Below are 23,996 nucleotides of genomic sequence, written 5' to 3' on the forward strand. Positions count from 1 at the left end.
ATCACTCTGGGATAACCCGATGATCAAGCCGCCCCTGCTTTTCTTTGCCATCCTCTTAGCCGCCAGTCTGACCGCCAGCGGGGCGAAAGCGCTGGAGGCAGTCGTCGCCTCCATAAAGCCGGTTCACTCGCTTGTTTCGATGGTAATGGAAGGCATCTCCAAACCGCAGCTATTGGTGAAGGGTGCAGGCTCTCCGCACGCATACGCGTTGCGGCCTTCCGAAGCCAGGATGCTGGAAAGCGCGCAAGTTGTCTTCTGGATCGGGCCGGGGCTTGAGCTTTTCCTGGAAGGCGCGCTCGAAACTCTGGCGGAAGGCGCACGCGTAGTGGCGCTTTCACAGACACCGGGTCTCCGCCTCTTGGAGATCCGCTCGGGCGGCAGCTTTGAGGCTCATGACGGGCATGGCGATAAAAACGGGTACGTCCATCACCATGATGATTCTTTTGGCCATTACGACATGCATGTCTGGCTCGACCCGGAAAATGCGCGGCTGATGATCCGCCGCATTGCCGAGGTCCTGTCCGATGCCGATCCGCAGAATGCCACCGCTTATCTGACAAACGCAGAGAAAGCGGAGGCACGGCTCGATGCACTGGTGTCGGAGACGCAAGAACTGGTGCAAGATGCGGCCGGCAAACCATTTGTCGTGTTCCACGATGCTTATCAATATTTCGAGCGCCGTTTCAGCTTGTCGGCAATTGGCTCACTCACCATTAGCCCCGATGTCATGCCGGGTGCGCAGCGCCTGGGAGAAATTCGCAGCAGGATCGCCGAACTGGATGCCGCCTGCATTTTCGTCGAACCGCAGTTTGAGCCAAGGCTTGTCCAGACGGTTGCAGAAGGAACAAGCGCCCGCCCGGGAGTACTCGATCCACTGGGCGCCGGGATTGAGGATGGGCCGGAGCTTTACTTCACGCTCATCCGCAATATGGGCCAGTCATTCGCAGCCTGCCTCTCCAGCGGCAGTTCAACGATACGGTGACTTGCCGCCTTTCAGCTACCCACAAAACCGGCAGGCGCCGGGCTGATGAGGCGGGCTTCCCCCTCTGCCACTTCGTAGACCGCATAGCCCCGCTGCGGCGTGCCGTCCGAGCGGAAGCGGAAGGCGCCGGTATAGCCGGCAAATCCTGCGGGAACTTCCAGATCTGCCGGTGAGATAGCCGCCGCCGGGCTGCCGCTTCGCACGAGCGTAGCCGTCAGCAGGACGCTGTCATAGCCGAGCGCGGACGTCACGCTCGGCTCCGTCCCGAATCGTTGCCGGTATCGCGCCTTGTAAAGGCTCATGCGGGCGCGATCCGTATCGGCAAACCAGGCGCCCTGCAGATTGGGGTCTGTAAGGTCGACACTCGCCCACTGGCCGGTCCCGAGCAAACGCTTTTCACGCAAATCTACACCCATGCGGGTCAGCGCCGCGACAATGGCGCTGGGGCTGGACCCTCCATCGGGCAGGAAGATCGCATCTGCATCAGCAACAGCCATCGCTACATCCTGCGCAGCAGCCTGCACCGAAGCATTGTCATAGTCGTAGCGCGAGACGGCCACGAGCTCGCCGCCGGCACGCGTGAGGGTTGCCCGCGCCTGTGCTTCATCGATATCGCCAGCCGCTCCAGTCGGGACGATGGCGACAACGCGCCTGTATCCCTGAGAGACGGCGTGCGAAAGAATGCGGTCGATCAGCCCTTCCGGCAGGTAGGAGTTGAGATAGACATTGTGGCGGGCGACCGTCCGATCCGATGAAAAGGCGATCATCGTCGGCCCGCGCGGCCCCAGCATCGCAGCAGCGTTGCGCACATTGGGGGCAAAGACAGGGCCAAGCACAAGCGCTGCTCCCTCGGCGACAGCGCTGGCTGCTGCAGCTTCGACGCCCGACTCCGTATCCTTGATGACGATCTGCAACGCATCCGCGCCTGCGTCCTCCAGCGCCATCAGGGCAGCATTCCTGAATTCGGCTGCAATGCGCCCGCCATTTCCTTCCGCGCTCAGCGGCAGAAGCAGAGCAACCCGCGTTTCGCCATTGCCGATCACCTCCCCTGTGGCAGGCGTGGCAGTCACTCCGCCGGAAAGGGGCAGAGGATTGGAGGAAGGCAACCCCCTGGGGACAGTCTGCGAGCAGGCTGCAAGCAGTGCGGTGGCGATCAGGAGCAGCCCGGCGCGGCCAAATGCTGCCAGCCTCTTTACATTCGTTTTCACCTGCCCCTCCTTGATGACGCCAGCCGAACCTGCAGATTTGCAACCGGTGACCCGGCATGTCAAAGAGATTGCGGTCGAAAATTCGCTTGTCCGTGGAGGACGATGCACGGTGAGTGTCAGCAGTAGCGATGAGCGCCGCACCTTCATTGTCGGCGGTGCCGAACTGACGGCTCCGCGCCTGGAACCAGGCCTCTATCTGGTGGCCACCCCCATTGGAAATCTTTCCGACATTACGCTTCGCGCATTGGAAACGCTGGCGTCGGCGGACATCCTTGCCTGCGAAGACACACGTGTGACGCGGATACTTCTGGAGCGCTATGGAATCCGCCGCCGCACGGTCGCCCTCCACGAGCACAATGAGACGCAGTCCGCCGCGCGCTTGATCAAGGCTGTTGAGCGGGGGCAAAGCGTGGCGCTTGCGAGCGACGCAGGCACGCCGCTCGTTTCAGACCCGGGCTACCGGCTCGTTCAGATGGCACGGGAAAAGGGCCTGCCTGTGGTGCCGGTGCCCGGACCGTCGGCAGTGCTCGCGGCGCTTACCGCCTCCGGCCTGCCTACTGATTCCTTCCTCTTCGCAGGTTTCCTCCCGGTGAAGCCCGGGCAGCGGATAACCCGTCTCGCGGCCTTGGCCGATGTTCCGGCAACGCTGGTCTTCTTTGAATCGCCACGAAGGCTAGCCTCCAGCCTCGCTGCCATGGCTGAAGTGCTTGGAGACCGGCAGGCAAGCGTGGCGCGCGAACTCACCAAGGCATTCGAAGAGGTGCGGCCGGGAAGCCTTCGCAGCCTTGCCGCTCATTATGAAACAGCCGGCGCGCCCCGGGGCGAAGTGGTACTCTGTGTGGCACCTCCCAGCGAACGGAAGGAAATGGATTCTGAAGAAACGGACCGCCTGCTCGTGAAGCTTGCCGCCGAAATGCCTGCTCCCAAGGCGGCGGCGGAGGCGGCCCGAATGACCGGAGCCAGGCGATCCGATCTCTACCAGCGGCTGCTTGCCCTGAAGGAAGCAGACGATGGCGACTGAGATGCACCACAAGCGACTTCAAGCCTATCGCCGGGGCCATCGGGGGGAATGGTTTGCCGCAGTTGCCCTGATGCTCAAGGGCTACCGGATCGTAGCTCGCCGCTTCCGCACGCCGCTCGGCGAGATCGATCTCATAGCGCGGCGGGGTAGCGTGGTGGCCATTGTGGAAGTGAAGGTGCGGGCCAAACTGGAAGACGCGATGAACGCGGTTGGCCCGGCGACACAAAGGCGCATAGATGCCGCAGCAGACATCTGGCTGGCCAGACAGCCGGATTACGCCCGCCTTAGCCTCCGCTACGATCTCATCGCCATACTGCCCGGCCGCTGGCCCGTGCACGTGAAGAATATCTACTCGCCATAGCTCCGAGCTTTTCAGTTCTCCCGTCGCGTCACTCCCATCGGCAGGCCGCCTTCCGCCTGAGTGGTGAGCCGCTGTACCGGCCAGGGCTTCGTTTGCGGCAACAGCTCGAAGCGGTAGCGCGACAGAAGAACAGCAAGGGCGATCACCGCTTCCTGCATGGCAAAGGAAGCGCCGATGCACACGCGCGGTCCTGCGCCGAAGGGCAAATACTGGAAGCGGTCGATCTTCTCGCGGTTTCCGGGATAGAAACGCGAGGGGCGATAGGCTTCCGGATCGTCCCAGAGCTTGCGATGCCGGTGGATCGTCCAGGGCATGACGAGGACCTGCATGCTACTGGGGATCTTGAGATCGGCATAAGTGTCGTCTTCAATCGCCTCCCGGTTGATGGATGGGGCCGGCGGATAAAGCCGCATCGCCTCCTCGAAGGCCGCGCGCGTCAGGGGCATCGCGTTGAGCCATTTCACCGGATCGGGCTCTCGGGCAAGCACGCCGTCAATCTCCGCCTCGATGCGGGCGCGCTCTCCTGGCAGGTTGGCGAGACAATAGATGGTCCACCCGAGCGCTCGCGCAGTCGTCTCATGCCCCGCGCCGATGAAGGTGATGATATTGTCCTCGATCTCCTGGCGCGTAAGCCCGTCGGGACCTTCCGCGCGAAGCAGGAGCGTAAGGAAGTCCTCCGGTGCGCCACCTTCCTTCATGAGCCTTTCTCGCCGCATGGCAATGGTGCGGGCGACGATACCGCGAAAGAAGGCAAGCGAGTTGCGCCCAAGGATGCGGGTCACGCGCGGGAGCCAATCGGGCGCGCCGAGAAGATCGAGCGGATCGACCCTTCCCATCGTTTCAAACAGGCGGTCGACCTGGTGGCCGAAATCATCTGGATCGCCGTCAATCTCGCCCGAAAACAAGGTCTCGGCGAGAATGTCGAAGGTGAGCAGCGTCATGTCGCGGGAGATGTCGGCCGTTCCGCCGATCGCGCTTTCATAGCGCTGGGCAAAAGCCTCTGATTTTTCGAGCATCGGCCGCGCAAAGCCGGCAATGTGGCGCGGGGTGAACACCGGCGCCATCGCCCGCCGCGAGCGGCGCCAAACCGCTCCCTCGGCCGTCAGCAGCCCGTCACGCAGAATGGGGCGGAGGATCTTCTGGCGCACGCGGGCCATTTTGTAGTTCTTGGCATTATCGACAAGCACGTGCCGGATCAGGCCGGGATCGTTGGCAATGAGGAGCGGCCCGCCGATCCCACCGGAAATGGAGATCCAGCGTTCGTTGTAGGAGGGCTCGCCCCATAGCTCCAGCGGATTCCGGTAGACGATCCGCATCATCTCAAGCGTTGATGGAGGCTTCGAGCGCGGGCGCGGGGCCGGCGGGCGGAAGGAAGCGGCGGGGGCGGTGTCGATCTGCATCATCTTATCATTCATAACTAGGGGCAGCCAGAAGACCCTTCAATCGGTGCGGCTTGCCGGCTGTTCATCAGCCATCTCCCTGACTATCGGGCGAAGCTCTTTGCCCCTTCCACTTCGCTCCTCAGGGGAATGGATGGTTGCGCGCCCATCTTCAGACAAGCCAGCGCACCAGCAATGGCAGCCTGCCTGAGAGCGGCTTCCAGATTCATGCCTGCAGCCAGCCCGGCTGCGAAATAGCCGCAGAAGGTGTCCCCGGCACCCACGGTATCGACCGGGGTGATGGAGAGCGTCGGCACATGCAGGAACGTTTCTTTCGTGGCTGAGACAACACCCTCCCTGCCAAGGGTGACCACGATGGTGCGGCCGGTCCTTTTCGCAAAAGTCCGCATCCGCGCTTCCCTTCCACTCCCTTCCAGCGCAAGTTCAGCCGCGTAGAGGTCAAATTCCGTCTCATTGGCGATGATATAGTCAGCCAGCGGCAGAAATCGCGCTGCCTCTGCGTAGAAAGGCGCGGTGTTAAGAAGGGAGACCGCGCCAGCGGCGCGGGCCGCCTCTAGCGCTGCTTCGACGGTGGACAGCGGAATTTCGTGCTGCAGCAGAACAATCTCGCCGCCCCGAAGTTCTGCGCCGCGCACCGCCTGCTCGGAAACATCCGCATTCGCGCCGGGAATGACGGCAATCATGTTCTCCCCGCCATCATCGACGAGGATCATCGCCGTGCCGGTGGGCGCACCCGTTTTCTTGACCGATGTGAGATCGACGCCGGCCTCGCCGAGTAAAGACAACGCCTGCTCCGCAAAGGCGTCCCTGCCCGTCGCCCCGACCATGCGCACAGGGGCTCCGGCTCTGCGCGCAGCAAGCGCCTGGTTTGCGCCTTTGCCGCCTGGCGCGGTGGAAAAATCGGTACCCGGGATCGTTTCGCCCGGAGCGGGCAATCTTTTCACGCGGGCGATCAGATCCAGATTAATGGAACCGATGACGCTGATCACAAAAAAACCTCCCACACCTTCAGGCGGGAAGCTAACCTCTTTGCGCCCGGCCGCCTAGCGGAAAGCGCAATCAAACGCTCCTTTGAAGCTGAGCCGCTTCCCAGCCAAGCATAGCGCGCTTGCGCGTAAGGCCCCAGTGGTAGCCGGTCAGCGCGCCGGATTTTCCCAGTGCGCGATGGCAGGGCACGACAAAGGAAACCGGGTTGGCGCCAACCGCTGCGCCAACCGCGCGCGCGGATGGGCATCCGATCCCCGCAGCAATCTGCGAATAGGCGCGGCCGCTTCCCATGGGGATCCGCAGGAGCGCCTCCCAAACCCGAATCTGGAAATCCGTACCGATGAAGACCACGCGCAGCGGCTCGTCGGCCCGCCACCGCTCCGGATTGAAGATTCGCGCGGCGTAAGGGGCAGTGGCGGAAATATCCTCCGCATAGGCGGCGTTAGGCCAGCGCGAGCGCATATCCGCGAAGACCAGCGCTTCCTCGCCCGCATCGGCAAAGGCTAGTCCCGCAAGGCCGCGCTCAGTTACCATGACCAGGGCCATACCGAAGGGTGACTGATGGTAGCCATAGCTGATCGTCAACCCCCTGCCGCGCGCCTTGTAATCGCCCGGTGATAGCGCCTCATGCGTGACAAACAGATCGTGCAGGCGGCCGGGTCCGGACAATCCCAGCTCCAGCGCCGTCTCCAGAAGGGGCATGCCGCTGTCGAGCAGGCGTCGTGCATGATCCAGCGTAACTGCCTGCAAAAAGGTCTTTGGCGAAAGCCCCGCCCAGCGGGTGAACACCTTCTGAAGACTGGTGGGCGTTTCGCCCAGTTCCGCCGCGAGCGCCTCCAGCGAGGGTTGGTTACGATAGTCGAGGCTGATCTTTTCGATCACTCGGCGCACGATCTCGTAGTCACCGCCCTCAGGCGTGACATCGCGCTCGAGTATGGCAAGGTTTGCATTCATTTTGTTTCTCCTTGCCCTGAATATGCGAGGTGAGAAAGCGCCCCTCCACCCGATTCTTGCCCGCTACCACCCTTTTGCGGTTGCAAGCGCGCGGTTGAAAGCTCCTGCAAAGCTCTCACGATCCTCCGGGTTGAGGAAGCTGCCGAGCTTGACGCTGCGCTCCCGCGCCTCCACCGCCATGCTGGTGATTCCGATCTCTGCGTGCCGATCCACTCGGAAGCGGGTCCAGAAGGGGTTGAACTCATGTTCCTCCGCCGGGCCGGATGGCGGCACCTTGCGAATGTGCAGGCTGGTGCGGGACAGCGTCACCTCCTCTCGCACGCGGGCTGCGCGATAATTCAGCCGGAAAGCGAGGTAGAGCGCCAGAACGTCGAGGCCGAAAAAGCCGAAGATCGGCCATGCCCCCATCGAAAGGAAAATGGCGCCCACCGTAAGCCACAACAGCACGAGCGAGGTCATCAGCACAAGAAAGCCCTGCCTCCCCAGCGAACGATGAGGAACGAGAAGCGCCTTGAAGAAGGGCGTATCGGCATTCATTTCATCCATCATCCGAATTATAGAGGCAGAATGACAAAGCAGAAATCCCAAAAAGCCGCAGATAGCGCGTCGGCTTCATCCGTAAAGCCCCGCAGACGATCAAGGAAGAAGGCTCTGACCGCCTATACCCCCAACGAGGTGGCGGAAATCTTCCGCCGGTTCCGCGTCCAGCGGCCGGAACCCAAGGGCGAACTCGAGCATGTGAACCCCTTCACCCTACTCGTCGCCGTGGCGCTCTCGGCACAGGCAACCGACGTCGGCGTCAACAAGGCGACACGGCCGCTTTTCCAGATAGCCGACAGGCCGGAAAAGATGGTTGCCCTGGGCGAAGAAAGGCTCGGGGAATATATCCGCACGATCGGCTTGTGGCGCAACAAGGCAAAGAACGTCATCGCCCTTTCCGAAGCGTTGATCCGCGACCATGGCGGACAGGTGCCTGGCGACCGCGACGCGCTTACGAAACTCCCTGGGGTCGGGCGGAAAACCGCGAATGTGGTGCTGAATATGGCGTTTGGCCAGCCCACAATTGCCGTCGATACCCATATCTTCCGCATAGCGAACCGTATCCTCCTAGCGCCTGGAAAGACGCCTGAAGAGGTGGAGTTGTCTCTACTTGAAGTTGTGCCGGAGGAATTTCTACAGCATGCTCACCATTGGCTCATCCTGCATGGCCGGTACGTCTGCAAGGCACGCAAGCCCGACTGCCCCGCATGCATCATCGCCGACTTGTGCAAGGCGCCGGAAAAGACTACGGCCGTTCCCGCTCCCCTTGAACCATGGGAGCCCATTGAGGAGAAGCACGAAGCGCAGGAGATGTAAGGCGGCTATGACACGTCGTCACGGCCTGTTACCGCAGGCGATCCGGATCTGGAAAGTCAGCGGCGCTGAACTGGTCATGTTCTGAAGCCGCACCAATTATCCCGCCCGTTTTTGCGCAGCATTGCGCCGAGCTTCAAAGGATCACCTTTGAGGCTCAATCCATGGGTTCCATCACCCTGCCATAGCTGACGGCAACTGCCCACAACTAAGAGCATTGCCGACATCGAACGAGCGCAGAGACGGCGGATGCTCGGACGCATAGTTCGTAGCATGCGCCTCATGGGACCGACATCACATTCATAATGAGGGAATTCATTTCCCGAGGGGTCGAGGATTGGTCCGGCCGCCTTTTATAGTGTGGCGTTGGTTCTTTCGGCCTTTGCGCGCCGCTGCGCCTTGAGCCTGGCAAAGGCGTTCTCGATCGGATTGTAATTTAAGGCCGGCAGGCAAAGGGGGCGCGCAGCGGTCTTGATTCCCTCGCAGCCTGCGGCCTTTTGGGGCCGCCAGGTTGTCCATCGCGATTATGTCGCCTTGTGCCAAGGTCGGAACCAGCACGCTGTCATACACAAAGGGCGGTGCCCCTCACTTCAGGGGCCATGGCCGAAGATCTGCGCGCTCAATGCTCTTCATCCACCTCCGCCAAAATGGACCTGAATCACACGCGAACGCAAAAGTCGCATCACAATTGAGTCATAAAAACGCAGGAAGTGCTTTAAGGATTCTGGCGCGGCGCATAGCATGCCTTGCTCCGCCCTTCTTGACAGGTCAGGGCATGGGGCGTCATTTGCCGCTGGGCGAGCGCGCCCCCCACCAACCAGGAGCTTGCTGCCGATGGCGCTCAATATTGCGTTCCAGATGGATCATATCTCCGGCATCTCGATTGCCGGCGACACCACTTTTGCCCTGGCGCTAGAGGCTCAAAGGCGCGGACACAGGCTTTACCATTACACGCCGGACGCTCTGTCCCAGCATGGGCGGCGCGCCATAGCGTCGCTGGAGCCCCTTGAGGTGCGGGACGTTGCCGGGAGCCATTTCACGCTTGCCGCCCCCACACGCACCGACCTTGCGGAAATGGATGTGGTTCTTCTGCGCCAAGATCCGCCATTCGATATGCACTACATCACCACTACCCATATTCTGGAATGCGTGCAGCCCAAGACCTTGGTGGTCAACGATCCGGCCTGGGTGCGCAACAGCCCTGAGAAGATCTTCGTTACGGAGTTCCCGGACCTTATGCCGGAAACGCTGATCACACGCGATCCGGACGAAGTGGATGCCTTCCGCAAGGAACATGGCGATATCATCGTCAAACCGCTTTACGGCAATGGCGGCGCGGGGATCTTCCACATGCAGGAGGGTGACCGGAACCTCGCCGCGCTGCTGGAACTTTTCCTCGAGACTTTTCGCGAGCCCTTCATCGTGCAGCGTTATCTGAAGGAGGTACGTAGTGGCGACAAGCGCATCATCCTGATAGAGGGTGAGCCCGTGGGTGCCATCAACCGGGTACCGGCCGATCATGATTCGCGGTCCAACATGCATGTGGGGGGGCGCGCAGAGCCTACGCAGATCACCGAGCGCGAACGCGAAATCTGCGCCCGCATCGGTCCCTCGCTCAAGGAGCGCGGCTTCGTGCTGGTAGGGATCGACGTGATTGGCGACTATCTTACAGAGATCAACGTGACCTCTCCCACCGGCATACGTGAGGTGAAGCGCTTTGGTGGGGCGGATATTGCCTCTCTCTTCTGGGATGCCGTAGAGGCACGGCGGAATGGCTGACCTTTAACTGCCGGATGTTCTCCTTCTGCAACCAAGATACAACCCAGTTAAACCGGAGCGTTCATTTTGTTCGCGCAACGTTCTTGATCTGATCCGTGATCCATGCTTGGTTGTCCTTCGGGGAGCGGAGGAGCCGTGAGCGGGGGAGCATGGTAACACGGGTACGTACGATAGCGTTTGAGGGGATCGAGGCGGTTCCCGTAGACGTGCAGGTGATGGTCGCACCCGGTAAGATGGGCATGCAGATCGTCGGCCTGGGTGACAAGGCAGTGACGGAAAGCAGGGAGAGGGTGCAGGCCGCGCTTCATGCGTCAGGGCTCTCGATGCCGCCCAAGCGGGTAACGGTCAACCTGGCGCCCGCGGATCTTCCCAAGGAGGGCAGCCATTACGACCTGCCGATTGCGCTGGGACTCATGGCAGCACTGGGAGCCATTCCGGCCGATGCGCTAGCCGGCTATGTGGTACTTGGGGAATTGGCGCTGGACGGAACAGTGGCGCGGGTGGCAGGCGTTCTGCCCGCGGCAATTGGCGCCAACGCGATGGGGAAAGGCTTGATATGCCCCCATGATTGCGGGTCCGAGGCTGCATGGGCAAGCGCCGAGCTCGACATTCTTGCACCGCGCAGCCTGATCGCCCTCGCTAACCATTTTCGTGGTACGCAGGTGATGCGGCGGCCCGAGCCGGCTATAAGCCCTCCGTCCGGAAAGCTGCCAGATCTTGCCGACATCAAAGGGCAGGAGAGCGCCCGACGCGCGCTGGAGTTGGCCGCCGCCGGCGGGCACAATCTCTTGATGGTCGGCCCACCGGGCGCAGGCAAGTCCATGTTGGCACAGCGGTTGCCCTCAATCCTGCCGCCATTGGGGCCGCGCGAACTGCTGGAGGTCTCCATGATTGCCTCCATAGCGGGGGAGCTTGCCGATGGTCGCCTGTCGGACAGCCGCCCATTCCGGGCACCTCATCATTCAGCATCGATGGCGGCGATGGTCGGCGGAGGCATGCGCGCCCGGCCTGGCGAGGTCTCTCTCGCCCATCATGGCGTACTCTTTCTTGACGAGCTTCCGGAGTTTTCGCCGCAGGTGCTGGATTCGCTGCGCCAGCCGCTCGAAACCGGAGAATGCATTATTGCCAGGGCCAACCATCGGATCAGCTATCCGGCCCAGATTCAGCTCGTGGCGGCCATGAATCCCTGCCGCTGCGGCATGGCTGGGGAACCAGGACATTCCTGCGCGCGCGGGCCGCGCTGCCGGATTGATTATCAGGCGCGACTTTCCGGGCCGTTCATGGATCGGATCGACCTGCGCATAGACGTGCCAGCCGTCACCGCAAATGATCTTATCCGCCCGGGCCGGTCGGAGACGAGCGAGACGGTTGCGGCCCGAGTTGCGCGCGCCCGCGAAATACAGAAAGACCGCTTCACCGCGCTTGGATTGCCTGGCTGGGCAACGAATGCACGCTGCCCCGCATCGCTCATTGAGGAAGTGGCTGCGCCTGATTCTTCCGGGCTCGCATTGCTGGAGGATGCTAGCGAGAAGATGAGCTTTTCGGCCCGCGCCTATCATCGCGTATTGAAGGTTGCACGAACCTTGGCGGATCTGGAGGGAAAGCCCAGTGTCGGCCGCATCCATCTGGCGGAGGCGATCTCCTACCGTCTGCCCGGCGACCGGCTTGTGCAGGCAGCATGAAGGCAAGCTAGCCTGTGGTGACAGTTTAAGGCTTGGGGATTTCTCTCTAGGAGCAAATCAGGTTCAACGCTGGCTTTTAGCGGCTGGCGATGGATGGTGAACCTCTTCGTGACGATCCACGGGAAAAGATCGAGCCGTTGGAGCCGGGCGGACGGAAGGGCAAGCGCGACCCGCGCAGCGATTATCGCCGCTTCTTCAATGCATTGTTATGGTGGCACGTTTGAGCCGCGCTGGTGCGACCTACCGGAAGGTAGGTCGGCCGTACGAGACGGTGAAGCGAGGCTATTATCGCTGGATCGAGGCTGGCGTCTTTGACCGCCTGTTTGAGGCCATTACCGGTGATCCCAACCTCGAATGGCTGATAATCAATGCCACCCTTGTCCATGCTCAAGCGCCGGAGCGCGGTACAAAGGGGGAGCGGAAGCGCAGGCTCTCGGCCGATCGTGCGGCGGCTCAGCACCAAGCTCCAATGCCGTCGCAGAGGCTCTCCGCCTGCCGGTCCATGTTGCCGTCGAACCCGGCCAGCAGAAGGACATGGCGCCTGCCTGCGGCCTTATTGACGGCATATTGGCGCAACTTACCGCGCCCACGACGCCGACCGCCTCTACGACGTGATCCTCGATCAGGGCGGCGAGCCGTTAGCCCGCTGCGCCATCCTCACAACAAGGACGGGATCGCCTACAAGAACCGCTCGGGCACCGAGGCATCTTTCGCCAGATTCAAGCAGTGGCGAGCATCGCAACCGGCTACGACAAGCTCCCGCCAACTTGCTCGGCTGGCCAAGATCGCCAGCATCGTGCTGTGGCTTGAATGATTAAGTTGTCACTACACCCTAAAGCCTTTCAGGTTTGCTAGAGGCATATCCTGCATTAGTGATGTAGTTTCTGCAGTCGCTGGGCTGGATTGAGGAGACGAGACCGTCGATGCGGCGCCCAGGTCTGACCAAGGGCGCGCTCCTGAGCCAAGGGACGTTAGTGCTTGATCCTGGCAAGGGTCTGCTGAGTGGTTCGAGGTCTGGCCAATAGGCGGCAGATGCTAACACACCGGCGGTGCGGATCGTCTGTGTGATCTGGCTAACTTATGCGAGCCGCGGGCTGAACGGCACGCCAGCCTTTCCGCCGGAAGAAATGTCGGCAGGTGACTGCTCAAGTGAACAGCGTTTTTCGAACGGCAGCGCTGGCGGCACGGAAACCGTCATACAGTATGGTGTGACACCTTCCAGTATGGTGTGACGCCTTCCTTCACCCCGCGCATCTTTCAGCTTGTGCAGCGTCGGATGCGGCGTCTGGCTGATCCGCTCGGGGATGAAGGCACGTGCGGCTCCAGACCGCTTACGTTTCCCCCCATCTTGTCTTGCCCGGCCTCGCGGTGCCGCCTAGCCGGTGAGGCTGGGACCACTTCACCGCAGATGATACGGTAATGCCGAAACGCGCCACCCTCCGGCAGCTTTCGCCCGCCACGATCGCCAGAACGACACGCTAGCGAAGATCATCGAAAGAGGTCGCGCCATTTGATGCTGGTCGCCACTCACCAACATCTTCAACGCCAAGTTCGCGCGAATGGCGCGCAAAAGAGCTCGCCGAAGCCGCAACGACCGGATCAGAGCGGTTCAGGTCTCAGCTAAACCGGGATTCCCGAACTGCCAGTTCTGCGATTATGCATGCTGCCAACATCCAGCGCCCAGCACCTTCGTCGCGGAGGTCATTACGATGGCGCGCTTGAGATACTCGCCGAACGACAGCTTGCGGGACCTTCTTGACGAACATGCTGACGTTCTGCAGGCCGCGCTCGGTCAGCTACCTCATGCGCCTTCGCCATGGACAATCAGTTCCGATGCTTCCCGGACCTTGGCGGGCGAGAGCGCCTCGCGCCACTCAGGCTGGACCACCAGGCTCTTTGCAAAACGCATCAGCCGCAGTGCGGCGTCGGACGGCACCTTTGGCGAAAAGCCGAACCACATGGCGATCTCCACATTGAGATGGCCGATTAGGAAATCCATGGCTGCCTCGCGCGGGATGCCGTATTTCTTCTCGCATTCCTCAACCGCTTCAACCATCGTGTCCACGAAGGGCATCGCGATCATCTCCGACAGTCCCGGTTCGAGAATGGCAAGCTGCTCCACGGTGACGCGATGGGCATTGTTGATCGGCGACCACATGGCCCGGCAGATTTCCTCACCCAGAGCATAGTGCTCTTCCGGCCCCTGCATAAGCGCGCAGACGATCGACTGGCGGGCAATGCCGCCGTGATAATCGCGGCGAGCCTCCCAATCCGTCTCGTCGTTAAAGAGGGGAGGATGGCACGGATGCCCGACAAAATAGGTCAAGTCCGGCCGGTCCTCCGGCAGGACCCCGGCATAGGGTGCCGCCGCGTCGAGAATGAGTAGCATTGTCCCCGAAGCCAAGCCAGGTACAAGCTCTTGCGTCACCTTACCAATCACATTGTCAGGCAACGCCATCACGACCACCTTGGCGCCGTTCACCCCCTCCTTTAAGTCCACCGGAGTAATGCCCGCTTCCGCCAAGCGCTCGCGACCTGCCTCGCTGATCTCGATAGGGCGAACGTCGTAGCCGGCATCAATGAGCTTGCGCGTGACGCGATAGCCCATCTTTCCGCCTGACCCCAGTACTGCGATGGATAACGCCATTTCCTCCTCCGGAGTCATCATACCAGATTAGGAAGCTATATGCTCAACTGGACGCGCTGACAAGCAGGAATACGCCGAATTCCTCAATCTACGCTGAAGCCTTTAGATCGCTGTACGTTCAAGATGTGGTATGATGAGCTAATTACCGTTCCGGCCTGCATCGGCCGACAGCACTTGTTCACAAGCGAGTGAGGTAGCCCTCCGATGAACGCGCCAAGCCAAATGCGAGCGGGCGTTGGCCGCGGAGCCGTGCCCTCACCGGACTATGCGCAAGCCACCTATGAGGCCGACCTTGGCCGGAGCAGAGCCTGCTTCGCTCCACCGAATGGGGAAACTGCATCAAGTCAGGAGGGACACCACATTAACAGGATGTGAACTAGCGTCACAACTGGCGAAAGCAGCTTTCAAGGCCAATCTTTCTTGCGGGAAGATATTGAACAAGGCAGAGGAATATTGACCAATTTCAAATACCGTAAAACAACGTGATCCCCATTCGATGACGCAGAAAGAGCTGCCGGAGCTTCCCGTCACCGCTGTGTTGCCTTCTCTGAAGGAGGCGCTTGAAGCGGAAAACCGGGCCGTACTGGTCGCGCCTCCCGGCGCGGGCAAGACGACGCTCGTGCCGCTTGCCCTTCTGGACGCGTCGTGGACTGGAGCAGGACGCATCGTGCTTCTGGAGCCACGTCGCCTCGCCGCCCGGGCGGCAGCAAGGCGCATGGCCACGCTTCTCGGCGAGGAGGTAGGCGGCACTGTCGGCTACGCCATGCGCATGGAACGCAAGATGACGGAGCGTACGCGCATTCTCGTCGTGACCGAAGGCGTCGCCTCGCGCATGATCATTGACGACCCCGATCTGGGCGGCGTGGCGGCCATTATCTTCGACGAGTTTCATGAGCGTTCGCTCGACGGCGATTTTGCGCTGGCGCTGGCGCTTGACGTCCAGGGCGCGCTACGCCCGGACCTGCGCCTCCTCGTCATGTCGGCCACCCTTGACGGGGCGCGCGTGGCTAAGCTTCTTGACGGCGCGCCGGTGCTTAGAAGCGAAGGGCGCAGTTTCCCCGTAGAAATCCGCCATGCCGAGCGGCAGCCTTCAACGCCGGTGGAAGAGGCCGTCGCGCGAGCCGTCCGCGGGCTGCTTGCAGAAAGCGGCGGCAGCGTGCTCGCCTTTCTACCTGGCCTGCGCGAGATCACCCGTACAGAAGCCTTGCTTTCCGGCAGCGTGGCGGAGAACGTCGACGTTATGCCGCTTCATGGTGCCCTTGACGGAGTGGCGCAGGATGCGGCCATCCGGCCTGCTCCTGCAGGGCGGCGCAAGGTGGTTCTGGCCACCGCTCTTGCTGAAACGTCCGTAACCATCGACGGCGTAACCGCAGTGGTGGACAGCGGGCTATCGCGCTTGCCCAAATACGAGCCGGGCACCGGGCTTACCCGGCTCGAAACAGTGCGGGTCTCACGCGCATCGGCTGACCAGCGCGCCGGACGGGCGGGCCGCACCGCGCCCGGCGTCGCCTGTGGCGGGAGCAGCAGACAGCCGCGCTTTTGGCCTTCACGCCGCCGGAAATCCTGGAGGCTGACCTTTCCGACCTTCTGCTCGACTGTGCGGCTTTCGGCGTCACCGATCCGGGGCAGCTTGCCTTTCTCGATCCTCCGCCGCTGCCTGCACTCAATGAAGCGCGATCGCTGCTCACCATGCTTGGAGCGCTCGATGCCGACGGTCGGCTGACCGGCAAGGGAGCCGCAATGCGCAAGCTCTCCTTGCCCGTGCGACTTGCGCATATGGTGGCCACGGCGGCAGAGCGGGGACAGGTGAAAGCGGCGGCCCGGCTTGCCGTGCTCCTTACCGAGCGTGGGTTAGGCGGTACGAGCGTTGACCTGGATGAGCGCCTCGCCCGTTTTGGAGCCGACGGTAGCGAACGGGCCCGCCGAGCGCGGGCATTGGCGGATTTGCTTGCCCAGACTGCTGGTGGCAGGCAGGAAGACGATAAGTTCTGCGCTGCCGGGCCTCTTCTGCTCGCCGCGTGGCCGGATCGCGTCGCCCGCGCAAGGGGCGAGCATGGCCGTTTCCTCCTTGCCAATGGGCGCGGGGGCAGCCTCGACCCCGGCGAGAGGCTGGCGGGCGAAACTTTTCTCGTCGTTGCCGATCTTCAGGGGCAAGCGCGCAACGCCCGCATTGCCGCTGCTGCAGCCATAGACGAGGAGGAGGTTGCCGCCGGTCTTGCAGATCGGATCGAAGAGCAGGTGCAAACCCTTTTCGACAAGGGCAGGGGCATAGTGCGCCAGGTCAGGACGCGGTGCCTCGGTGCTATTGTTCTTTCCGAACAGGCGTTACCTACGCCAAAAGGAGAGGCGGCGGACCGCGCCATCCTCGATGCGGTACGAATTCACGGCCTTGATGTCCTTCCCTGGGGGAAGGAGGCGGAGAGGCTGCGCGCTCGACTTGCCTTCCTTCACGCGATGCAAGGGCTACCGTGGCCCGACGTCGCGGACGAAGCGCTTCTTGACCGGCTCGAAGACTGGCTTTCACCATTTCTGACGGGGGAGTCTGCCTTACTCGCCATTTCCGTCCGCCAGATGGCGGACGGGCTGATGTCGCTGGTGCCATACGATCTGCAAAGACAGGTGGACTACGCAGCTCCCACCCATTTCGAGGCGCCGACGGGAAGCATGGTTCCGATACGCTATGAAAACGGCGAGGCGGTACTTGCCATACGCGTGCAGGAGCTGTTCGGCCTTAGGGACCATCCTATGGTGGGAGGCAGTGTGCCACTAACGCTTGAGCTTCTATCGCCGGCACTCCGGCCGATTCAGAGAACGCGTGACCTGCCAGGTTTCTGGCAAGGCTCCTGGGCAGATGTGCGCTCGGAAATGCGCGGTAGGTATCCCAAGCATTCCTGGCCGGAACATCCAGCATCGGCCCAGCCGACCAGCCGAGCCAGGCCGCGGCGAAAATAGTGCTTTGTGCGCAGTGCATGCCGTCCCATAAAGGCACCATGCTGGACGAACTGAAACAACCGAACTCCCGCCTCGGCAGCAGCCTGAGGCTCAACACGCTCATCCGCTTGCGATGGCTTGCGATCGTCGGGCAGAGTTTGGCGGTGCTCGTGGTGGCCTTCGGGCTTTCCTTCCCGCTGCCGACGGCTGAGTGTTTTGCGCTTATCGCCGCTTCGGCCTGGCTGAATCTCTATCTGACCTTCCGTTATCCGACTGCGCACCTTCTACCGCCGCTGGCAGCGCTTGCCATTCTCACCTTCGATGCCTCCCAGCTCGCAGGGCTGCTGTATCTGACAGGCGGGCTCACCAATCCTTTCTCGATCTTGATGACGGTGCCCGTTGTCATCTCGGCGGCCTCGCTGCCGCTGATGTGGACGGCTCTTCTCGGCGTCTATGTCGTGGGGCTTACGGCTCTTCTCGCCATCTTCCATCTGCCGCTTCCGTGGTATCATGGCACCGAGCTTTCCGTGCCATTTATCTATACGGCCGGCATGCTGATCGCCATCATCTCCTCCATCGCCTTCACCGGCATCTATGCCTACCGGGTGGCGGAGGAGGCGCGGCTTTTGGCGAACGCGCTGACAGCTACCGAGCTTGTCTTGCAGCGAGAACAGCACATTTCAGCGCTGGACGGCCTTGCGGCCGCTGCGGCGCATGAACTCGGCACGCCGCTTGCCACCATTGCGCTGGTTGCGCGGGAAATGGAGAAGGCGCTGGGGGATGACCCACGCTTCCACGAGGATGTGACACTGCTGCGCTCGCAGAGCGAGCGCTGCCGCGAGATACTCAAGCGGCTGACCAGCCTTTCCTCTGAAGGCGAGGAACACCTGGCGCGTCTTCCGCTCACCTCGCTTATCGAGGAAACGGCAGCACCCCACCGCGACTTCGGCATCGATATCCGCCTGGAGCCGGGGAAGACGCACGGGCCGGAACCGGTTGGCCGGCGTAATCCCGGCGTTCTCTACGGGTTGGGCAATCTGGTCGAGAACGCTGTCGACTTTGCGCGCGATTCCGTGAGCATCCGCTGGGGATGGGACGATGAGATGGTGCATATCACCATCACGGATGATGGCCCGGGCTTTCCTGCCGAGATCATGGATCGCATTGGAGAGCCTTACATGTCGCGCCGGCAGGCAGGAAGCTCCAGCGGCGGCGGGCTAGGGCTGGGTCTGTTCATTGCCAAGACGCTTTTGGAGCGGTCAGGCGCAATGGTGAGCTTTGCGAATGCGGGAGGCCAAGGGAAGGGGGCTTCGGTGACGGTAAGCTGGCCGCGGGAAAGGTTCCTCAAAGAGGAGAATGGTCTGGCTTGGGAGCAGAAAGACTGGAAATCTTTGGCTTGACTGCCTAAATCCGGACAAAAGCGAGCCAAAGATGGAACCTAGACCAAGCGAACTTCCTGAAAACGTTTTCGAAAACGATCGTACCCTCCTCATCGTCGATGACGACCGCCCCTTTCTTGCGCGGCTTGCGCGGGCCATGGAAGGGCGCGGATTCTCCGTGGAAACGGCAGAAACGGTTGAAGAAGCAGTAACCAAGGTGCAAGCGGCTGCTCCCGCCTTTGCCGTCATCGACATGCGGCTTGGCGACGGCAACGGACTCGATGTGGTTGCCGCAATCCGCGAGAGACGGCAGGATGCACGCACCATCATTCTTACCGGCTACGGCAATATCGCAACCGCCGTGACAGCAGTGAAGCTGGGCGCCGTCGATTACCTTTCCAAGCCTGCGGACGCGGATGACATTTACGCCGCCCTCATGCGCCGGCCGGATGAAAAAGCAGAGCCGCCGGAAAACCCGATGTCCGCCGACAGGGTACGTTGGGAGCATATCCAGCGCGTCTATGAGATGTGTGACCGCAACGTGTCGGAAACGGCGCGCAGGCTCAACATGCACAGGCGAACCCTGCAGCGCATTCTCGCCAAGCGTGCTCCCCGCTAGAGCAACTAAGATCATTTCGCGTTTCCATGAAATGAACTTTGGTCGAAAAAGCGACATAGGGCGGTTTTTCTATGAGCGTTCGTCAGGAGAGGCCCTCAGCCAGAGGGCGGGGCCATTGGATGCTCAGGCTTCCTCTCCATCGAGCGAGGGAACGGATACACCGGCCAGTTCCGCCGTCGTCAGGCGCAGGGCCCCGGTGCGCGCGAAACGCAGCATCATTGACCTGCGGGTGGCAGGCGCAAGCCGGTGCTCCGGCGCTTCGCGCAAAATTTCAGCTCCGTAACCGTCGGAAAGAATGAAGCCGCATTCCTCCGGAAAAATCTCCACAGGTACGTCAGGATGCGAGGCGAAGAAAAAGCGGTCGCAATGGAGGCGGTATTCCGGCCATTTCCGGTCCACGCGATAATCCTCGACCGAGGACTTGATTTCGATAATCCAGATGCCGCCCTTTGCGGTCAGCGCGATGAGATCGGCGCGGCGCCCCGTGGCGAGCGAAACTTCTGGCAGGACGGCCGCACCCATTTGCAGGAGCAGGCGTTGGACACCCCGGCGGATGATCAACGCGCGCTCGGATTGGCGGCCATCGGCCAGAGGATTGGGGGCGAAAGGGGAAACGATCGGCATGGAACGACAATGCCAGCAAAAAATGCCAAAAAAAAGCTCCTCGAATGCGATCGCCATGGCGGTGTGACGTTGCCTTCAGAAGAAATGTCGGTTGCTCATATGCTCCAGGTCGCGAAGCGCCCGCAAGAAAGCGCTCGGTTAGTTCCCCCTCCATTCAATTTCGCACCGCTAACGGTTCGGAATCCTGGCGGGTGCTCGGCTACGCCATTATCAGCCTCGTCTTTTTGTTCGCCAGTGCGTTTGCCTTCGTTGCCGGATGGACTACCTTGGCGGAAAAGAACGGAACCGGAGGACGCATATGCCGAGCGGATTGAGTCTACCACGGCTGATGGCCCTGTTTCTCGCCCTGGTCCCCAGCCTGGCGGCGATGGGGGCTAACGCTCAAGATTGGCGCACCTCCAGTTCGCTCATCGACTCTGAGATCGAGACCCGTCCTTTCGAGCGATACAGCTATGTCAATCCGGACGCGCCGAAGGGCGGTACACTGAACATCTCTGCGTTCGGCACTTTTGACAGCTTCAATCCATTTATCGTGCGGGGCACGCCGGCGGCGGGTCTGTCCTATTTCGGCGGCCTGCTCTGGGAGACGTTGATGCAGCAGTCGCTTGAGGCTGCCGGCACGAGCCACCCGCTCATCGCGGAGGCATTTAAATATCCGGAGGATTATTCTTCCGCGACCTACCGGCTGAACCCCGATGCACGCTGGCATGACGGCAAGCCCATCACGGCGGGCGACGTCGTGTGGTCGCTCGAAATCCTCAAGGAGATCAGTCCCCAGCACAACCGCTATTTCGCAAATGTCAGCGAGGCGGTGGCGCTTTCGGAGCGCGAGGTGGAATTCCGCTTCGACCAGTCCGGCAATCGCGAGTTGCCGCATATCATGGGCGATCTACCCGTACTGCCCAAGCATTGGTGGGATGGCGTCGATTCGCGGGGACGCCAGCGCGACATACGCCAGCCGACACTCGAAGCGCCACTGGGGAGCGGCCCCTATCGCATAGCAACCTTCAGGCCCGGTTCTGAAATCGTCTGGGAGAGGGTTGAGGATTATTGGGCAAGCGATCTGCCGGTAAATATTGGCCGCTACAATTACGACCGGCGCCGCTACACCTATTTCCAGGACGATAACGCGCAGTTCCTCGCCTTCCAGAAGGGTGGCGTGGAAGACATCCGGCGCGAGGTGAGCACACGGCGCTGGTCCACCGAGTACAATTTCCCGGCGGCAAGGGATGGAGATGTCGTCAAACGCGAATTTGAAAGCACAAGCGCCGAAGCGTTACAGGCCTTCGTGCCCAACATGCGGCGGAAGCGGTTTGCCGATAGCCGGGTTCGGGAAGCGCTCACGCTAGCCTATAATTTCGAGGAGCAGAACCGGACGCACTTCTTTGGACTTAATGCGCGCTTCAGCAGCTATTTTGAAAGGTCTGAACTTGCGGCGACCGGGCTGCCCGATGGGCGGGAGCTCGAAATTCTGGAGGAATTCCGCGACCAGCTTCCGCCGGAACTCTTTACGGAAGAGTTCAAGCTGCCGGTCCATGATTCACCCCAGGCTGAGCGGCAATATTTGCGCGAGGCGGTCCAACTCTTCAACGAGGCGGGATGGGAAATCCGCGATGGCCGCATGGTGAACAGGCAGACGGGCGAGCAGTTCCGGATCGAGTTCCTTGGCGCTGCGCCGACAGCGGAAATCATCACTAGCGGCATCATCCCGAATCTGAGGCGGATCGGTATCGACGCCACGCTGCGCATTGTCGATACATCGCAATATATTCAGCGCGTCCAGAATTTCGATTTCGACGTGGTGACGTCACGCTTTGCCCAATCCCTCTCTCCCGGCAACGAGCAGCGCGATTTCTGGAGCACCGAAGCCGTCAATATTCCCGGCTCGCGGAACCTTGCAGGCATCAGCGACCCCGTGGTCGATGCGCTGATCGAGAAGATCATCTATGCGAAGGATCGCGAGGACCTGGTTGCTGCGACGCGGGCGCTCGACCGCGTGCTGCTGTGGAACTATTACACGATACCTCAATACTATCAGCCGACGCTGCGCTACGCTTATTGGAACAAGTTCGGCATTCCGGAGAACCAGCCCAGCTATGCTGGCGTGGACATCGAATCCTGGTGGATCGATCCCGAACGCGAAGCCGCGCTTGCCTCCAAGTACAGAAGCCAGAATTGACGCCCATGCGCTCTGTAAGATCCTCGCGACGCGAATTCCTGAAGGTCTCCGGGGCAGCGGCGGTCGCGCCGATCTTCTGCCGGCCGCTCTTCGCGCAGACGGCTACGGGCGTGCCGCTGCATGGGCTGTCCGCGTTCGGTGATCTGAAGTATCCGCCCAACTTTGCGCATTTCGATTATGCCAGTCCGGAAGCACCGAAGGGAGGCACCTTCAATTTCCAGCCGAGCTACTGGTACTACAATCAGAACGTGCTCACCTTCAACACGCTGAACAGCTTCGTGCGGACGGGCGATGCTCCGCCGCGTATGGAAATGTGCTTCGATTCACTGATGGCCTGGGCCTGGGACGAGCCGGATGCCGTCTACGGGCTACTAGCAGAAAGCGTCGTCGTTTCAGATGACCGCAACAGTTTCACCTTCAGGCTGCGCCCGGAAGCACGCTTTCATGACGGATCTTCGGTGACGGCGGAAGATGTGGCCTTCAGCTATGATCTGCTCAAGGATAAGGGCCATCCGCAGATTGCGCTTTCTCTTTCGGAGATGACATCTGCGGAAGCTTTGGGAAAGCACGAGTTCCGTCTCGGCTTTTCTGGAAAGCAGTCTGAGCGCACATTTCTGAGCGCAGTACAGTTTCCCGTCTTTTCCAAGGCAGCGCTGCGTGACCAGGCTTTCGACAGCTCGCGGCTTGAAGCCCTGCTTGGCTCGGGGCCGTACAAGGTCGGGCGTTTCTCCGCTGGGCGCTATATCGAGTACGACCGTGTAGAAGGTTATTGGGCCCGCGATCTACCCGTGATTCGCGGGCTTTACCACTTCGACCGTATCCGCATCGATTTCTACCGCGACCGCAACGCGGCCTTCGAGGCCTTCAAAAAAGGCGAAACGTTGTGGCGGGAGGAGCCGACCTCGCGCTTGTGGGCGACCGCTTACGAGTTTCCGGCCGTTACGGAAGGCAAGGTGGTAAAGCGTGAGATCCCGAGCGAGTTGCGGCCGAACCTGCAGGGCTGGGCGCTCAACCAGCGCAGGTCCCGGTTTCGCGATCCGCGCGTGCGGGAGGCGATCGGGCTGTGTTTCGATTTCGAATGGACCAACCGGAATTTTTTCTATGGCATTTACGAACGCAGCCACTCACCCTTTGAACAATCCGAGTTCAAGGCAGAGGGGAAACCATCGCCCGAGGAGCTTGCGATTCTGGAGCGCTTTCGCGGGCAGATACCCGAGGCTGCTTTTGGAGAGCCGTTCGTGCCGCCGGTTTCCAACGGGTCGGGAAGGGACCGCCGTCTCCTGTCGAGGGCTCAGGAGCTTCTTGCGGAAGCAGGCTGGGAGCGCAAGGGCCAGTTTCTGCACAATAAGGCGGGTGAAAGGCTGACGCTGGAGCACATCGTCAGGGACGAGGTTTTCGTCCAGGTCACGATGCCATTCATCGAGAATCTACGCGCCATCGGCATCGATGCGTCGATTCGCCTGCTCGATGCATCCCAGTATCAGGTGCGCGTCATGAGTTTCGATTACGACATGATTGGCCACAGGGTCCTGCTCGCAGCAACGCCGACGCGAGACAGCCTGGAGCTTCTCTTCCATTCCCGCGCCGCGGCCATGGAAGGTTCCAGCAATTACACCGGAACAGCTGACCCCGCCATCGACGGGCTGGTGGAAAACGCTGGCAGCGCGAAAAGCCGCCAAGAGCTGATCGTTTCCATGCGCGCTCTCGATCGCGTGCTGCGGGCACGGCAGGATTGGATCCCGAACTGGCATTCCGGCTATCGCAGGGTTGCACATTGGGACCTGTTCGGCTTCAAGGAGAAAAAGCCCGATTACTTCTTCCCCGTGGAAGCCTTGTGGTGGTACGAGCGGGAGAAGGCGTAATCTACCGGCAGAATCCGACCTGCATGAG

At 61.3% G+C, this 23,996-nt stretch carries 17 protein-coding genes and 3 pseudogenes; 12 read left to right on the top strand and 8 right to left on the bottom strand.

The features are described 5' to 3' along the window. Window positions 1–19: 19 nt before the first annotated feature. Window positions 20–982, top strand: a complete 963-nt coding sequence (locus HUS57_RS14225; protein ID WP_173934560.1) for a zinc ABC transporter substrate-binding protein — start codon at window positions 20–22, stop codon at window positions 980–982. An 11-nt stretch (window positions 983–993) separates the two neighbouring features. On the opposite strand, the gene HUS57_RS14230 is transcribed toward HUS57_RS14225, so the two are convergent. Continuing rightward, on the bottom strand, window positions 994–2,190 hold the full coding sequence (locus HUS57_RS14230) for a penicillin-binding protein activator (RefSeq protein WP_246727882.1): 1,197 nt from the start codon (window positions 2,188–2,190) through the stop codon (window positions 994–996). A 109-nt stretch (window positions 2,191–2,299) separates the two neighbouring features. Between HUS57_RS14230 and rsmI the strand changes: the two genes are divergently transcribed. Beyond that, window positions 2,300–3,211, top strand: coding sequence for a 16S rRNA (cytidine(1402)-2'-O)-methyltransferase (gene rsmI / locus HUS57_RS14235; RefSeq protein WP_173933805.1), 912 nt, complete (start codon window positions 2,300–2,302; stop codon window positions 3,209–3,211). Next, window positions 3,201–3,572 carry a YraN family protein gene (locus HUS57_RS14240; RefSeq protein ID WP_173934562.1) on the top strand — a complete coding sequence of 124 codons (372 nt, stop codon included), beginning with the start codon at window positions 3,201–3,203 and terminating at the stop codon, window positions 3,570–3,572. The genes rsmI and HUS57_RS14240 overlap by 11 nt, the downstream gene beginning before the upstream one ends. Before the next feature lie 11 nt (window positions 3,573–3,583). On the opposite strand, the gene HUS57_RS14245 is transcribed toward HUS57_RS14240, so the two are convergent. The 4 genes from HUS57_RS14245 to HUS57_RS14260 form a co-directional block, all read right to left on the bottom strand. Next, window positions 3,584–4,966 (bottom strand): cytochrome P450, encoded by a 1,383-nt coding sequence (locus HUS57_RS14245; protein WP_173935205.1) that lies wholly within the window; start codon window positions 4,964–4,966, stop codon window positions 3,584–3,586. An 89-nt stretch (window positions 4,967–5,055) separates the two neighbouring features. Beyond that, window positions 5,056–5,961 (bottom strand): ribokinase, encoded by a 906-nt coding sequence (locus HUS57_RS14250; RefSeq protein WP_173934563.1) that lies wholly within the window; start codon window positions 5,959–5,961, stop codon window positions 5,056–5,058. A 70-nt stretch (window positions 5,962–6,031) separates the two neighbouring features. Next, window positions 6,032–6,913, bottom strand: coding sequence for a methylated-DNA--[protein]-cysteine S-methyltransferase (locus HUS57_RS14255; RefSeq protein ID WP_173934564.1), 882 nt, complete (start codon window positions 6,911–6,913; stop codon window positions 6,032–6,034). A gap of 63 nt (window positions 6,914–6,976) precedes the next feature. Next, on the bottom strand, window positions 6,977–7,459 hold the full coding sequence (locus HUS57_RS14260; RefSeq protein ID WP_173934565.1) for a DUF2244 domain-containing protein: 483 nt from the start codon (window positions 7,457–7,459) through the stop codon (window positions 6,977–6,979). 21 nt (window positions 7,460–7,480) lie between these two features. Here HUS57_RS14260 and nth point away from each other — a divergent pair, with 21 nt between their 5' ends. Beyond that, the gene (nth, locus tag HUS57_RS14265) at window positions 7,481–8,269 is read left to right on the top strand and encodes an endonuclease III (RefSeq protein WP_173934566.1); all 789 of its coding nucleotides are present in this window, start codon (window positions 7,481–7,483) and stop codon (window positions 8,267–8,269) included. 365 nt (window positions 8,270–8,634) lie between these two features. Here nth and HUS57_RS18015 read toward each other — a convergent pair. Then, window positions 8,635–8,824, bottom strand: a pseudogene (locus HUS57_RS18015) (IS630 family transposase); the annotation flags it as partial. A gap of 276 nt (window positions 8,825–9,100) precedes the next feature. Here HUS57_RS18015 and gshB point away from each other — a divergent pair. The 3 genes and pseudogenes from gshB (at window position 9,101) to HUS57_RS14280 (ending at window position 12,541) form a co-directional block, all read left to right on the top strand. Beyond that, entirely contained in the window at window positions 9,101–10,045 is a 945-nt protein-coding gene (gshB, locus tag HUS57_RS14270; RefSeq protein WP_173934567.1) for a glutathione synthase, read from the top strand. A 149-nt stretch (window positions 10,046–10,194) separates the two neighbouring features. Next, window positions 10,195–11,727, top strand: a complete 1,533-nt coding sequence (locus tag HUS57_RS14275; RefSeq protein WP_173934568.1) for a YifB family Mg chelatase-like AAA ATPase — start codon at window positions 10,195–10,197, stop codon at window positions 11,725–11,727. Between the two features lie 89 nt (window positions 11,728–11,816). Further along, a pseudogene (locus tag HUS57_RS14280) lies at window positions 11,817–12,541 on the top strand (IS5 family transposase). A 987-nt stretch (window positions 12,542–13,528) separates the two neighbouring features. Here the strand turns inward: HUS57_RS14280 and HUS57_RS14285 are convergent. Then, window positions 13,529–14,374, bottom strand: coding sequence for a phosphogluconate dehydrogenase C-terminal domain-containing protein (locus tag HUS57_RS14285; RefSeq protein WP_173934569.1), 846 nt, complete (start codon window positions 14,372–14,374; stop codon window positions 13,529–13,531). A gap of 496 nt (window positions 14,375–14,870) precedes the next feature. Between HUS57_RS14285 and hrpB the strand changes: the two are divergent. The 3 genes and pseudogenes from hrpB (at window position 14,871) to HUS57_RS14300 (ending at window position 19,303) form a co-directional block, all read left to right on the top strand. Then, a pseudogene (gene hrpB, locus HUS57_RS14290) lies at window positions 14,871–17,326 on the top strand (ATP-dependent helicase HrpB). A 38-nt stretch (window positions 17,327–17,364) separates the two neighbouring features. Continuing rightward, window positions 17,365–18,705, top strand: a complete 1,341-nt coding sequence (locus HUS57_RS14295) for an ActS/PrrB/RegB family redox-sensitive histidine kinase (RefSeq protein WP_173935206.1) — start codon at window positions 17,365–17,367, stop codon at window positions 18,703–18,705. Window positions 18,706–18,736: 31 nt separating this feature from the next. Then, complete coding sequence (locus tag HUS57_RS14300; protein ID WP_173934570.1) at window positions 18,737–19,303, top strand: ActR/PrrA/RegA family redox response regulator transcription factor; 567 nt, start codon at window positions 18,737–18,739, stop codon at window positions 19,301–19,303. Window positions 19,304–19,426: 123 nt separating this feature from the next. Here HUS57_RS14300 and HUS57_RS14305 read toward each other — a convergent pair whose 3' ends face one another. After that, on the bottom strand, window positions 19,427–19,927 hold the full coding sequence (locus tag HUS57_RS14305) for an MmcB family DNA repair protein (protein WP_173934571.1): 501 nt from the start codon (window positions 19,925–19,927) through the stop codon (window positions 19,427–19,429). Between the two features lie 298 nt (window positions 19,928–20,225). On the opposite strand from HUS57_RS14305, the gene HUS57_RS14310 reads away from it, so the two are divergent. Next, entirely contained in the window at window positions 20,226–22,106 is a 1,881-nt protein-coding gene (locus HUS57_RS14310) for an extracellular solute-binding protein (protein WP_173934572.1), read from the top strand. A gap of 5 nt (window positions 22,107–22,111) precedes the next feature. After that, window positions 22,112–23,968 carry an extracellular solute-binding protein gene (locus HUS57_RS14315; RefSeq protein WP_173934573.1) on the top strand — a complete coding sequence of 619 codons (1,857 nt, stop codon included), beginning with the start codon at window positions 22,112–22,114 and terminating at the stop codon, window positions 23,966–23,968. Window positions 23,969–23,996 lie beyond the last annotated feature (28 nt).

Source organism: Chelativorans sp. Marseille-P2723, from assembly GCF_902809845.1.
Lineage (GTDB): Bacteria > Pseudomonadota > Alphaproteobacteria > Rhizobiales > Rhizobiaceae > Chelativorans.

Excerpts from the sequence above, each read along its gene's own strand:
- HUS57_RS14225 (WP_173934560.1), top strand. The coding sequence starts at position 20 with ATGATCAAGCCGCCCCTGCTTTTCTTTGCCATCCTCTTAGCCGCCAGT.
- HUS57_RS14240 (WP_173934562.1), top strand. The coding sequence starts at position 3,201 with ATGGCGACTGAGATGCACCACAAGCGACTTCAAGCCTATCGCCGGGGC.
- HUS57_RS14255 (WP_173934564.1), bottom strand. The coding sequence starts at position 6,913 with ATGAATGCAAACCTTGCCATACTCGAGCGCGATGTCACGCCTGAGGGC.
- HUS57_RS14260 (WP_173934565.1), bottom strand. The coding sequence starts at position 7,459 with ATGGATGAAATGAATGCCGATACGCCCTTCTTCAAGGCGCTTCTCGTT.
- nth (WP_173934566.1), top strand. The coding sequence starts at position 7,481 with ATGACAAAGCAGAAATCCCAAAAAGCCGCAGATAGCGCGTCGGCTTCA.
- gshB (WP_173934567.1), top strand. The coding sequence starts at position 9,101 with ATGGCGCTCAATATTGCGTTCCAGATGGATCATATCTCCGGCATCTCG.
- HUS57_RS14275 (WP_173934568.1), top strand. The coding sequence starts at position 10,195 with ATGGTAACACGGGTACGTACGATAGCGTTTGAGGGGATCGAGGCGGTT.
- HUS57_RS14285 (WP_173934569.1), bottom strand. The coding sequence starts at position 14,374 with ATGGCGTTATCCATCGCAGTACTGGGGTCAGGCGGAAAGATGGGCTAT.
- HUS57_RS14295 (WP_173935206.1), top strand. The coding sequence starts at position 17,365 with ATGCTGGACGAACTGAAACAACCGAACTCCCGCCTCGGCAGCAGCCTG.
- HUS57_RS14300 (WP_173934570.1), top strand. The coding sequence starts at position 18,737 with ATGGAACCTAGACCAAGCGAACTTCCTGAAAACGTTTTCGAAAACGAT.
- HUS57_RS14305 (WP_173934571.1), bottom strand. The coding sequence starts at position 19,927 with ATGCCGATCGTTTCCCCTTTCGCCCCCAATCCTCTGGCCGATGGCCGC.
- HUS57_RS14310 (WP_173934572.1), top strand. The coding sequence starts at position 20,226 with ATGCCGAGCGGATTGAGTCTACCACGGCTGATGGCCCTGTTTCTCGCC.
- HUS57_RS14315 (WP_173934573.1), top strand. The coding sequence starts at position 22,112 with ATGCGCTCTGTAAGATCCTCGCGACGCGAATTCCTGAAGGTCTCCGGG.